Source organism: Clostridium thailandense, from assembly GCF_019207025.1.
Taxonomy (GTDB): domain Bacteria; phylum Bacillota; class Clostridia; order Clostridiales; family Clostridiaceae; genus Clostridium_AM; species Clostridium_AM thailandense.
Map to the genome: position 1 here is coordinate 1 of NZ_JAEEGC010000020.1, position 13108 is coordinate 13108.

General features: G+C 28.7%; 10 protein-coding genes and 1 pseudogene. 7 read left to right on the forward strand and 4 right to left on the reverse strand.

The window, feature by feature from the left end:
• Nucleotides 1-157: 157 nt before the first annotated feature.
• From I6U48_RS04545 to I6U48_RS29540, 3 genes are all read right to left on the reverse strand, one after another.
• Entirely contained in the window at nucleotides 158-451 is a 294-nt protein-coding gene (locus tag I6U48_RS04545; protein ID WP_218319224.1) for a YciI family protein, read from the reverse strand.
• 19 nt (nucleotides 452-470) lie between these two features.
• Nucleotides 471-1010: a nitroreductase family protein gene (locus I6U48_RS04550; RefSeq protein ID WP_218319225.1), complete on the reverse strand. Its 540-nt coding sequence runs from the start codon at nucleotides 1008-1010 to the stop codon at nucleotides 471-473.
• A 146-nt stretch (nucleotides 1011-1156) separates the two neighbouring features.
• Nucleotides 1157-1588: a GNAT family N-acetyltransferase gene (locus I6U48_RS29540; protein ID WP_218319226.1), complete on the reverse strand. Its 432-nt coding sequence runs from the start codon at nucleotides 1586-1588 to the stop codon at nucleotides 1157-1159.
• A 185-nt stretch (nucleotides 1589-1773) separates the two neighbouring features.
• Between I6U48_RS29540 and I6U48_RS04560 the strand changes: the two genes are divergently transcribed.
• The 3 genes from I6U48_RS04560 to I6U48_RS04570 all read left to right on the forward strand — a co-directional run bounded on the left by I6U48_RS04560 (nucleotide 1774) and on the right by I6U48_RS04570 (nucleotide 6812).
• On the forward strand, nucleotides 1774-3150 hold the full coding sequence (locus I6U48_RS04560; protein WP_218319227.1) for an aminotransferase-like domain-containing protein: 1377 nt from the start codon (nucleotides 1774-1776) through the stop codon (nucleotides 3148-3150).
• Between the two features lie 167 nt (nucleotides 3151-3317).
• Nucleotides 3318-6404 (forward strand): winged helix-turn-helix domain-containing protein, encoded by a 3087-nt coding sequence (locus I6U48_RS04565; RefSeq protein ID WP_218319228.1) that lies wholly within the window; start codon nucleotides 3318-3320, stop codon nucleotides 6402-6404.
• 144 nt (nucleotides 6405-6548) lie between these two features.
• Nucleotides 6549-6812 carry a hypothetical protein gene (locus I6U48_RS04570; protein WP_218319229.1) on the forward strand — a complete coding sequence of 88 codons (264 nt, stop codon included), beginning with the start codon at nucleotides 6549-6551 and terminating at the stop codon, nucleotides 6810-6812.
• Nucleotides 6813-7228: 416 nt separating this feature from the next.
• Here the strand turns inward: I6U48_RS04570 and I6U48_RS04575 are convergent, their stop codons facing one another.
• Nucleotides 7229-7792, reverse strand: a complete 564-nt coding sequence (locus I6U48_RS04575) for a DUF6143 family protein (RefSeq protein ID WP_218319230.1) — start codon at nucleotides 7790-7792, stop codon at nucleotides 7229-7231.
• A gap of 296 nt (nucleotides 7793-8088) precedes the next feature.
• Here I6U48_RS04575 and I6U48_RS04580 point away from each other — a divergent pair.
• The 4 genes and pseudogenes from I6U48_RS04580 (at nucleotide 8089) to I6U48_RS04595 (ending at nucleotide 13043) form a co-directional block, all read left to right on the forward strand.
• A pseudogene (locus tag I6U48_RS04580) lies at nucleotides 8089-8474 on the forward strand (YjdF family protein).
• Nucleotides 8475-8806: 332 nt separating this feature from the next.
• A complete protein-coding gene (locus I6U48_RS04585) occupies nucleotides 8807-9532 on the forward strand; it encodes an ABC transporter ATP-binding protein (RefSeq protein ID WP_218319231.1) in 726 nt (241 codons plus the stop codon).
• Nucleotides 9525-11201 carry a putative ABC transporter permease subunit gene (locus I6U48_RS04590; RefSeq protein WP_218319232.1) on the forward strand — a complete coding sequence of 559 codons (1677 nt, stop codon included), beginning with the start codon at nucleotides 9525-9527 and terminating at the stop codon, nucleotides 11199-11201. The genes I6U48_RS04585 and I6U48_RS04590 overlap by 8 nt, the downstream gene beginning before the upstream one ends.
• 42 nt (nucleotides 11202-11243) lie before the next feature.
• A complete protein-coding gene (locus tag I6U48_RS04595) occupies nucleotides 11244-13043 on the forward strand; it encodes a MutS-related protein (RefSeq protein ID WP_218319233.1) in 1800 nt (599 codons plus the stop codon).
• Nucleotides 13044-13108: the final 65 nt, after the last annotated feature.

Consider the following 13108-nt stretch of genomic DNA (forward strand, 5'->3'; position numbering starts at 1 on the left):
TTTTCTAAAATACTTCGCTAAGAATAATAAAAAAATTTTTATATGTGCTTTCATTTTTGGAAACACATCCCTGCGTATAAGTTAAATGTCTGGTTTTGGTATCTATAATTCTTGACATAGTGAATATAATACATTTTTAATGAAGATTTTGCAAGAATTATTGTTGGTTTATAAAGCACTTAAACTCATCAGTGTATTTTGTAGGAATAAACTCGATTATTTCATATTCAGCAATCTTTTTTTCATAAAATGGGTCTTCTTTGATTATTTTGTGAATTTCCTCAATATCATCAGCATTACAAAGTATAACACCGCCTGTTCTTGGATTTCTCCTACCAGAACATATGAATTTTTTTAAAGAGTAGTACTTTTCTAAATAAGTTATATGTGAATTCAATTCTTTTTCAACCTCTTCAATAGGTTTTACATATTTTAAAATCAAAATAAACATTTTTTATTACCTCCTGTTTTTACCAAACTTCATAATGAATTATTTCTTCAAGATTTTTTCTAGGACGGGCATTTGGTGTTTCATCAGCATATCCAACAGTTACGATACCAACTACATATTTGTCAGAAGGTATATTTAAGAGTGGCCTGATTTCATCCTGGGTAAACCATGCAACCCAGCAAGTGCCTAAGCCTAAACTTTCTGCTTCAAGTAATATATGTTCTATAGAAATTGACGCATCTCTTATTATTTGCTTAACTTCTTCTTCTGGGCTATGTTCATTAATGTCTATAGATATGTTCTCTTTTACTCTAGAACGTATATCAGCTACACACACGATAAAAATTGGAGCAGAGAGCATCCACTTTTGATTGTGAGATACTTGGGATAATTTTTGTTTAGTTAAATCCGATTTTACTATAATAAAATGAGTTGGTTGTGTATTACTGCCACTTGGAGCCAGTCTTGCACTCTCAAGTAATTGAAGAACTTTTTCATCCTCCACTGCTTTATCAGTATACTTTCGTATACTTCTACGGGTTCTAATTTCTTTAATCATAATTTATCTTTAGTGAGAGAGTGTATCACAAGTACGCAAACCCACTAAAGACTCACTTCCTTCCTTTTTATAATCTTCAATATATATGATATATTAATAATTTTGAGAATAATTCGGTAAAAGAGAACATTTTAAATTAATCTATACTAAGAATTGATCATTTCCATAAACATTTCAGGTTTAATTAAATTTTCAAATCCAAATTTTCTATAGAACTCATGTGCATCTTTTGTAGCAAGGCACCATCTTCTTAAGTTTTGTAAATCAGGATATTTAAAAACACATTTGAGAAGCCATACTCCTAAACCTTTATGTCTATACTTATCGTCAATTATAACATCACATAAATATGCAAAGGTAGCATAGTCTGTGATAACCCTTACCAAACCAATTTGTTTATCATTATGAAATAAAGAAAAGCATAATGAGTTTTTTAATGATTTAGTAATTACGTCTCTTTCTCGAGACTTTGCCCAATAAGATTGTCCGAGAAGTGAACTGACAGCATCAATATCTATTTTTTTAGAATCTGTTGTAATATAAAAATCACCTTTTTTATATTCTAGTATTTCATACACACTAATACACCTCTTTTTTAATTTTTAGATTTATTCATGAAGTTATGTTATTTTGTCTTTTGGAACTGTTAATATGGTACAATTAAAGTGTATAATACAAGTGAACTTAGTACAATAACTAAAAAACATAGGTGTCCTAGTACAAAAATGATTAAAAAGGTTTATAGATATAGAGAGGTACGAAAATGAGTAAATATAACGAGATTGTAAATTATATAATAGATGAAATATCAAATAAAAATATAAAGTATGAACAAAAGCTTCCTACGGTAAGGGAGCTTTCTGAGAAATTCCAATGCAGTAAAGTTACTGTGGTAAGAGCTTATGATGAATTGCAGAAAAATCATATAGTTTACTCAATACCTCAAAGCGGGTACTATTTAGTAGAAAATAAGAGAGAACTATACAAGGAGACATGCCAACAAGATGTAATCAATCTTTGCTCAGCTACTCCAGATAAAAGTGTATTACCTTACGAGGAATTTCAACATTGCTTAAATCAGTCCATAGAGATATATAAAGAAAGTCTTTTTTGCTATTCAGATTCAAAAGGACTTCCAAGTTTGATAAATGTACTATTAAAATATTTTCAACAGTATCAGGTATTTTGTAGTATTGATAATGTTTTCATAACTGCCGGATCTCAACAGGCAATAAATATTTTATGCAATATGCCTTTTCCTAATGGAAAAAGTAATGTACTAGTTGAGCAGCCCACTTATAATGGTGTCCTAAAATCATTAGAAATAAACAATACTTCAGTTATAGGAATAGAGAGAAAATTCGGTGGTATAGACTTTGATGAACTTGAAAGAAAGTTTGCAAATTGTAATATAAAGTGCTTTTATACTATTCCAAGATTTCATAATCCATTAGGAACGAGCTATTCTAATGAAGAGAAAAAGCAAATATTAAAATTAGCAGAAAAATATGATGTATATATAATCGAAGATGATTATCTTGCTGACTTAGAAACTAAGAGTAACACTTATCCTATGTATTATCAGGATATATCATCAAAAGTTATATATGTAAAAAGTTTTTCAAAAATACTATTGCCTGGATTAAGAATTGCGGCTGTAGTAGTTCCTAAAATATTAATAAACACCTTTGCTGAATGTAAAAAATGGTCAGACTTAGGTACTTCTGTACTATCTCAAGGAGCTTTGGAAATTTACATAAAAAGTGGAATGTTTGAAGCACATGGAAAAAAGATTAAAAAAATATATTCTGAAAGAATGGGGCTTCTTAAAAAGGAAGCACTATCTATAGCTATACCATATATAAAATGGCATATTCCAGATACAGGATTTTTTTCTTGTATTGAATTTACGAATAATATAAATATAACTGATGTCATTAGGAGAGCTAAGGATAACAACATATATGTTGTTAATATGAACAAGCACTACTTAAAAGAGTATTTAAACAACAATATTTTAAAAATAAGCATTGGCACTGCTGATATAGATAATATAAAGTATGCTATCCCAATTCTTTTAGACGAAATATCTAAGGTTAAAGAGGAAAGTAAGTTTAATGTGGATATTTTTGATATTTAAGGTTACGAACTTGACCATATTATTTTATGAGATTTAAAAGTTAAATTTTAGTTTTATATAAGAAATTTTTGGCAGGATTTTAGGACATTTCATAGAATTATACCAATAAATATCTAAATATGGAGATAACGGTATTAAATTTATGATTTTTAAAAGGACGTGTTAACTTGAATAAGATACAACCTTTTGTAATTAAAGCAAAAATAGCTCCTCCTGTAATAAGTATTAATATGCTAAAAAGAGATAACTTAATTAATAGAGTTCAGCAGTTAAGGGGGAAGAGAATTACTACAATTACGGCACCAGGTGGGTATGGAAAAACTGTTTTGGCTTCTCAGATAGTGAAATATTCTAAAAAACCTTTTGTTTGGTATCAAATCGACAAAGAGGATAATGATCCTGCTATATTTTTTTATTATTTTATTAAAGCTTTTTCAGAGTTTATAAAAGATTTTGACATGGGATTTAATTTTTCTCATAATATAGACAAAGATGCCAATGGTGTTGCTTATAATATAGTAACTTTCTTAATTAGTGAAATTGAAAAAATCAATATGGGAAGAATATATGTAGTGCTAGATGATTTTCATTTTATACAGGATAAAATTATTATAAAATTTTTAAATATGTTTTTAAAGTATATGCCAGAGAAAATACATCTTATAATAGTAGGCAGAAGTTGTTTGGGTGTAGACCTAGCAAAATCTAAAGCATATGGGTATTTAATAGAATTAGATAAAAGTAACCTTATGTTTAGCTATGAAGATTTTATAAGTTTTTATAATTTGCAACCATCATTTGAATTAGATGAAAATCAATGTAAAAATATTTATAACAGAAGTGAAGGATGGCCGATGGCGTTAAATATATTTTTACAGGAATCAGATAAATACTATAGTTATATAAAAGAGTCGAAAGAATCAACTGAGTATAAAGAAAAAGTTTTTTTTAACTTCTTTGTTTCTCAAGTTTTTAATGATTTATCAGAAAGCATACAAAGTTTCTTATTATCTATATCGGTAATTGATAAAATAACACTAGATATTTGTGCTTATGTATCTGGAAATAGAAATGCCGAAGAAATCTTAAACTTTCTTGTGGAAAATAATGTATTTATAAATAGACTTTCCACAAAAGAAAAGGTCTATAGCTGTCATCAGCTATTCAGAGAGTTTTTGCAAGAAAAACTAGGAAATAAGATAAATGTAATGTATAAAAGGGCAGGAGAATACTGCTATTCTATAAAAAAATATTCAGAAGCTATGGAGTATTTAATAAAGAGTAACAATGTAGATTATGCTATTGAAATCTTTAAATTTGCAGGAATTGAATCAGTAAGAAATGTAAGATTAAAAACTGTAGAAAGATGGTTAGCTTATTTTTATACTTCAAATTATAAGGACAATGAGTGGGTGTTGCTTGTGCAGTCCTATATATATGTATATAAGGGAATGTTCAGTAAGGCTGAAAAACTCTTGAATTATGTAATTGATTATTTTTATAAATCAGATACTTGTGGACATTGTATTGCATTAATGATTCAAGCGAGAATATTGTTATATAGACATTCTATAGAAAGTTATATTAACACGGTAGAAGTTGTAATTAGTAAATCAGATGAAATAGACGACTTTACACTCTATGATGCTTTTATACAAAAGGCTTATGGGCATATTATTAAAGGGGATATTAGTGATGCTATTGTAACTTTAAAAGTGGGAATAGAAACTTTGAACAGACGTGGTTCAGATAGATTCGCTATTTTTATACAAAGATACTTAACTGTAGCATATTTTATGAATTTTGAATACTGTAAGGCAATACATTATTATGAAATTACTAATAGTATGTCTTTAGAAGAAATTAACCTTACAGAGTGTTTTTCAGTGGATTTGTATGCTGCAAGAATCTATAGGGATATGGGCAGGCTTGAAGAAGCAAAGAAAATGATGGAAAAAACCATTCGAAGGAAAGAAGCACTTGGATATGTTGAAGATATTTTTGCAGTATATTATCAGCTTGCTACTTTGTACAGGGATATTGGCGATTATGAATCAGCTATGAAATATGCAAATTTATCAGGGGAGCTGTTAAAACAAGGTGGAAATTTAATGGAAATTGCATATCTAGTAAGGGTTCTTAAAGGATTAATCTTGAGTGATAAAGGTGATACAATTCAAGGAATGAAGATAGGTGAAGAAGCGCTTTTAGAACTTATTAATGCAGAATCCAAATTTATGGTAGAAGTAGCATATCATTCAGTTGGAATAATTTCTATAAGAGCTGATAAAATAGAAAAAGCTAAAATATATTTTGAAAATGGCTACAAGCTATCTCAAAAATCAGGTGTAAAATCTATGATTCCAGTATGTGCGGGATTTTTGGCAGGTATATATATAGAAGAAAACTATGAAAAAAGTTTATTTTATACAAAGCAGTCTTTAGAACTTTCAGCAAAGCAAAATTATATTCAAGTATATATTACAAATTCTGAAATGAACGAATGTTTAGTCATTGGGTTAATTCATAATATAGAATTAGATTTTATATCAAAAATAATTTATAAACTTAATGTAGATAGAAAAAAGGAAATTATTAAACTACTAAAAAGATATGGCAATGAAGAGTGTTTGGAAAAGTTACACAAAATTATTAAGTTAGATGAAAAAATTTTAGATGATGTTGATAATAAAATTGATATAGCTTTTTTAAAGTTATATGGTGAAAAGGAGAACTGCTTTGTTGAAATTTTTAAGAAATTAAATCCACCATTTACACCATGTATAATTGTAGCTTGTTTTGGAAACTTCAGAATTTATGCTCCTTTAATTGAAGAGGGACGTATTAAATGGCGTACTAATAAATCCAAAGAACTTTTAGCTTATTTTATAGATAATAAGGATAAGGAATTGTCTACAGAGGTAATATTGACAGATGTTTGGCAGGACGTTCCTGTAGATAAAGCGAGAAATATTTTTTATACAAATATAGCTTTAGTAAGACAGATTCTAAAGAAATGCAATCTTTCACAAAACTTACAAAAGGTACAATCAGGATATATCTTTAGAGGTTCAGGAATATATTGTGATTCATGGATTATAAGAGAGAAAATAAAAGATATTGAGAACTTAGATGATAGAATTAAGGAAAAGTTTTTAGATGCTTTGAGAAAAGGTTATCTTAAAGATATATATTCAGAGTGGGCAATAGAGCAAAGAATGGAATATGAAAAATTATGTGATAAAATATTATAAAAAAATGTGTAAATGAGGCGAAAATTAACTTTTTTGTCTTATTTTTTTGGGAAATGTTTGGGTTAATGTGATAAAGTTGTAATATTAAATAAAATTCAATCGGTGTATAGAATTATAAACTATATATTGGGAGGAGATGTAAAAATGGATAAGTACAATCTTTTCATAAAAATTAATTATAAAAACAAAAAGATTGAAGAAATTGTTCAAAGTAACACAAGGGTGAACAATGGAAACATAAAGGCAAGTAAGTATTTAATAGGCGGAGGAGTATATAACAGAAAAGGTGGTACAATTATATTTACAGCAAAAAACCTGGATGAAGTTAAAAATATAGCTAAAGGTAAACCCCTATTAAAAGATATATCATATAATTATAGTGTAGCAGTTATTCCAAAAGAAATTTAGAAATTACTATCTTAACATAGAAGATTGAGATTATAAGATAATGAATCATTAGAGAGTATTAAGCTATTCGAAACCCACAAGATAAAATAGTTATAATTCTAGATATGAACTTATTAACCTCATTTCAACTAATTCTAAAAAAAGACTAAAACATAGAGAAAAAACTTATAAAAATTTATATGACGTTGCGGGCGAAGCTATGACTCTTACTAGCCGGGCTATATTAGATACTAACGGTCAAAAGTAAACTTATGCTCTGGTTGATGTTGCCAAGTCTCAACACTATAAAAACTTTTATATGTGCTTTCAACTTTGGTAACATCTACCTTAGTATAAGTTTACTTTTTGGTGTGGGTATCTGTGTAAGTGTATCAGAGTCATTTTTACTGTTTTTCAAATATGAGTAACTGGGCTGTCTAGCAGTGCCTTTGTTTCTCCCACCATCCAAATGCAACTATTACTTTATCACGGTTTGGACTTTCTGATTTTATTACTAAGACATAGTTTCCACCTGGAGGTTCTATAAATTTTCCGTCTTCTTCGGCTACTAGGGTTGAATTAGGTGGTACTATTCTCCGATATACATTAATTCCACATTTAGGAGTTGTTGTGATAGAGCTTACAAATCTAATGTTTACTTTGTTTTTTGGAAGTGGATTTAAAGCAGTGTTTGTTGCAGAAACATTATGAGATACATGCCATTTTTCTGGAAGATTGGTATTGAGCCATATTTCAGCAGTTAAATAGTCATCGGAAAAATTTGAAATGGTAAATACATTTACATATAAATTAATATTTGAATTACGTGGATTTACTAAACCAGCCCATGCAATTGATTTATTTCCTACTATTAAAGTTTCTGTTTGACCTACAAAGTATTTTCCCTGTATTGATTCAAATAATGAAACGGGTATACTAACTACCTTTTGCGGATTAGTACTTTTGTTGCTTATGATATAATCACTATTTTCATGTGACATAAATTACATCTCCCAAGAATTATATTTTCATGCGTATATAAGGCTTGTCTTTTGATATATAGTATTCAGTAAGTAGTTAAATGTTCATTAGTATTGCTATAAAATTATAAGTTTTAAAGATCACAAGGCTGACACACTAGAAGATTATATTGAGGAAGGTAGATCAGTCTTATGTATGAAAATAAGAAATTAAAAAAGGCAACTTGGTAGGAGAGAGTCTATAGAAAATGATACTATATGATTAAGTTATTTGAATGAAGAAGTGATGCATTAGAGTTGAAGTCATATTTGAAGGAATGTTTTGGGTTGGAGTATTCGAACGAATACAGGAAGAAAAATATGAAGTTTCAAGGGTTGTATTTGGTTCTGAGCCAAAGGATTATGAAGTATATGAATTTATGATGAAAAACTTTTATAAGCTAAAATTCAGTAATTCTATATTACTGGGTAATATTGATGAGGCTAAGGAAAAGAAGATAAATCAAAAAAGGCTTCAAAGGAAAATCAAAAAAGAAACAGAAAACAAGGGAATAGGAACTAAAGCACAGCTTGCAATGAAACTGCAGTACGAAAGAATTAAAGTAGAGAGAAAAAAATTTTCAAAAGAGCAAAAAGAAGAAAAAAAAAGAGACAATTCGAGATAAGACAGCAAAAGAAATTTGAAAAGCATAAAGGTCATTAGTATTAAGGTTCTATCTAAAAAGGTAGAGCCTTTTTTAGCTGTTAAATAATATTTTAATTAAAATGAATATCTCTTTAGAAAAACGAAGAAAAGAATATATATTATAGTTATTTAGACTATAATATGAGGTAAAACGTATTTAAAGAATATTGCTATTTTATTATGTTTGTTCTACTATATGTATAACAAAAGATTTGTATAATTATTTCATAACACAGATTTAAGTAGCTAAAATAGAGTAATAAAGAATTAATAATACAAACTTTGGTTACTATATAGGATGAAGGACAAACTATTAATATTACGGGAAGGTGTAGAAAGGAAGATATTATATGATAGAATTAATGAATATAAGTAAAAGCTATAATAAAGGCATGAAGGCTGTAGATAACTTGAATCTTACTATAAAAGACGGAGAGATATTTGGATTTTTAGGGCATAATGGTGCTGGAAAAACAACTACCCTTAAGATGATTACAGGTATACTGGAACCAGATGAAGGTGATATAAAGCTTAATGGTGTAAGTATAAAGAAAGAACCGCTCAAAGCTAAGATGGAATTAGGTTATGTGCCGGATAATCCGGATATGTTTCTAAGACTTAAAGGAATTGAATATATAAATTTTATGGCAGATATGTATGAGGTACCATCAGACTTAAGAAACAAAAAAATTGAAAATCTATCTAAGAGATTAGAATTAGACAACGTATTAGATGATAAAATACAGAGTTATTCTCATGGTATGAGACAGAAGATTGTCTTGATGGGCGCATTAATTCATGATCCTTCTATTTGGATACTTGATGAGCCAATGACCGGGCTTGATCCTAAAGCAGCTTTTACCCTTAAGGAAATGATGAAAGAGCATGTATCAAATGGAAAGACAGTTTTTTTCTCAACTCATGTTTTAGAAGTAGCAGAAAAAATATGTGATAAAGTTGCAGTAATCAATAAAGGAAAAATATTATTCAGTGGTACATTAGATGAAATGAGGGAGCATTTCAAAGTTAATGAATCACTTGAAAGCATGTTCTTGGAGATTACACAAAATGAATAAGTATTTTAGCCTTACGAAGATATTCTTAAAAAATTCTTCATCAGGACTTTCGAAGGATGGAAAAAGAAAGCTCCCAAGGACAATATTGCTCTATATTATATTAGCATTATCTTTTTTGCCTCTTGCAGGTATGTTTGCAAGTGTAACAGCTACTTCTTATGAGTTTTTACGGTCTATTAACCAAGAAGGTATCATTTTATCTGCTGCAATGACAGTTTCAAGTGCTATTATATTTGCATTCGGTATATTCTTGGTTATGTCAGTATTTTATTTTTCTTCTGATGTAGAGAATCTTCTGGTATTGCCTGTTAAGCCATCGGTAATTTTGATGTCAAAATTTACTGTGGTTTTAATATATGAATATTTTACAGAAGTTGTAGTGCTTGCACCTGTTATTGTTACTTTTGGGATTAAAAGTGGTGCTGGGTTACTTTATTATATATATGGAATAGTAATATTTTTTACTTTACCTATTGTACCACTTATAATTGGAGCATTAATAAGCATATTAATTATGAGATTTGCAGGATTTACTAAGAATAAAGACAGATTTAAAACTATAGCACAAATGGCTATTTTGGTATTTGTAGTAGGAATTAATTTAGTAACACAGAAGTTAGGTAAGGCAAGTTCAAATGGTCAGGAGATGGCTAGACTTTTGACAGAGGGAAACAATTCATTAATTAAGGTATCATCTAAACTATTCATAAATATTAGGTATGCAGCAGAAGCCTTTATAAATAGCAGCAATATGAGTGGAATTGTGAGCATGCTTATATATTTACTAATTGCAATAATATTTTTAATATTATTTTCAATTTTGGCAGAAGCATTTTATTTAAAAGGCGTTATTGGTATGACACAAACTCAAGCTAGAAGGAAAATGCTTAGTTCAGAAGAAATTGCTAAACAATCGGGCAGGAGATCTAAGATATTCACATATACTGTGAAGGAGCTGAATATTTTATTTAGGACACCTGTATATTTTATGAATTGCGTAGTAATGAACTTTATATGGCCTTTCTTTCTCGTTATACCGTTGATAAGTCAGCCAGAGTCTTTTAAACTTATCAAGAATGCACATGGTTACTTTAATATGTTTATATCTAATGCTAGAACTCTTGGTATAATAGCAGCAGTGATTTTTGCCTCATCAGTAATGCTTACTATGATGAATCCTATTGCAATTACTTCAATTTCTAGAGAAGGAAAAAGTATTTTCATAAATAAGTTTATACCAATGGATTATAAGCAGCAGATACTTTCTAAAGTACTTTCAGCTTTTATAATTAATTTTTCAGGTATACTACTTATGATTCTGATAGTTACTGCAATTGTAAGACCACCAATCTATATTTTTATTGTAAGCATAGTGCTTTCAATTGTAGCAACTATTTTTTCAATATTTGTAGGTATATTTATAGACCTTAATTATCCAAAGCTTGATTGGGATAATGAACAGAGAGCAGTAAAACAAAATTTTAATGTTATAATTGGAATGATTATAGGATTAATTGCTGCGGGGGCTGTAGTATTTATTACGATAAAGCTTAATTTAATATTTAGTATAATATTCCCTTCAATACTTATTATATTTTTGGCTGCAGATGTTATTTTTTACAAAATAGTTACAACAAGAGGAGTTGAACTTTATAGGAATATAGAGTAAATTATAACAGAGACTATATGGAATATAGAAGGGATGATTTATGTGATTACTGATAAGTTTACAACCCGAATAGAGAAACAAGAAGAGTATTTACCAAAATATAGAAAGCAGTCTAATGTTGTAAGCAACATTAGACTGCTTACAATTATATTATCTATTTATTGTACTTATATGACTTTAAAACTTAACTATAATGTATTATATTTGTGTATGAGCTTTTCAGCTTATGCTGCATTCATAGCTTTAGTAATTTGGCATAGAATGATTAAGAATAAAATGGATTTTTCTAAAGAAATTATAAATATAAATAAGAGATATATAGCTAGAATTGATGGAAATTGGATTGATTTTGATGATATCGGCGAGGAATTTATTGACAAAAATCATAGATATTCATCGGATTTAGATATAGTTGGCAAAGAATCTTTATTTCAATTAGTTAACACCACTAATACGCTAAATGGAAGAAATAGTTTGGCTAAATTATTTTTGGAACCAGATTATGATGAGAAAGAAATTCTTTTACGGCAAGAGGCTGTAAAAGAATTAGAGAGTAGATTAGATCTGTGTCAAGAGATGGAGTATATAACAGGTAAATATAAAGATAAGCTGAAAAATCCTCAAAGATTAATTGATTATGCAGAGGATAGCAATGTGGTATTAAAATCGAAAATAGCAAAGAAAATAATATATGCACTTCCTTTAATTACAGTTCCGATTTCAGCAGCAATTATAATTTTTAAAATGAAAGAGATGTATGTTTTGATAGCTGCAATAATTGTTATTCAATTATTAATATGGGGAATTGGAGTTTTAAAAGTTAATAGAATTTTACAATCTGTTGACTATCTTAAGTACAATTTAAGTACATATGTTAGCATATTAAAACTTATAGAAAAACAAGAGTTTAATGCAGAAAGATTAAAAGCTATAAAAGCTAGATTATTTGATGAGAAAGAGTCTTCAATGAATGCGATAAAGGAATTAGATAAGATTTTGGAGAGAATTAATCTAAGATATAATGGTATACTTTATATTTTGTTAAACGCCGTTCTTTTATGGGATTTTCAATGTGCTTTTTCAGTGGAAAATTGGAAGGAAAAGCACGGACATAAGATTTTTGGTTGGCTTGAAGCTATAGGTGAACTTGAAAGTCTTATGAGTTTAAGTGTTTGTATGCATATAAATAATGAGATTTGTTTTCCTACTATAGATAATTTAAATCTAGAGGTAGAAGCAAAAGATTTGGGACATCCGCTTATAAATAGTAATGACAGAGTAGCCAATGATTTAGAAATGAAAAATAATATATTTATAATTTCAGGCTCAAACATGTCAGGAAAAACTACATTTTTAAGAACTATAGGAATTAACTTAGTGTTAGCATATAGTGGAGCTCCAGTATGTGCTAAGGAAATGAGATGTTCCATACTAAATATATTTACATCTATGAGGATAAGCGATGAGCTTAAAAATGGCATATCAACTTTTTATGCTGAACTTATGAGAATAAAAAACATAATTGATTACTCAGCTGAAAAAAGGCAAATGATATTCCTAATTGATGAAATATTCAGAGGAACGAATTCTTTAGATAGAATAATAGGAGCTAAAAACGTATTAGCCAACCTTCATGAAGCCGGAGTAGTTGGAGCATTAACAACTCACGATTTAGAATTGTGTGCCTTAGATAAATATAAAAGAATAAGAAATTATCATTTTTCAGAGTATTATAAAAATAATAAAATATTCTTTGACTATAAAATAAAGATAGGTAAATCCACTACAACAAATGCAAAATATTTAATGAATATAGTTGGTATAAAAATTATAGAGGAATAGAGCATAGAGTTTTTATAGACATCCACGGCCGACACTTAACTCATACTCCGGGATATATTTACATT

Bases quoted from the DNA above. Each gene is read 5' to 3' on its own strand.
- I6U48_RS04545 (WP_218319224.1), bottom strand. From the start codon at position 451: ATGTTTATTTTGATTTTAAAATATGTAAAACCTATTGAAGAGGTTGAA.
- I6U48_RS04550 (WP_218319225.1), bottom strand. From the start codon at position 1,010: ATGATTAAAGAAATTAGAACCCGTAGAAGTATACGAAAGTATACTGAT.
- I6U48_RS04560 (WP_218319227.1), top strand. From the start codon at position 1,774: ATGAGTAAATATAACGAGATTGTAAATTATATAATAGATGAAATATCA.
- I6U48_RS04570 (WP_218319229.1), top strand. From the start codon at position 6,549: ATGGATAAGTACAATCTTTTCATAAAAATTAATTATAAAAACAAAAAG.
- I6U48_RS04575 (WP_218319230.1), bottom strand. From the start codon at position 7,792: ATGTCACATGAAAATAGTGATTATATCATAAGCAACAAAAGTACTAAT.
- I6U48_RS04585 (WP_218319231.1), top strand. From the start codon at position 8,807: ATGATAGAATTAATGAATATAAGTAAAAGCTATAATAAAGGCATGAAG.
- I6U48_RS04590 (WP_218319232.1), top strand. From the start codon at position 9,525: ATGAATAAGTATTTTAGCCTTACGAAGATATTCTTAAAAAATTCTTCA.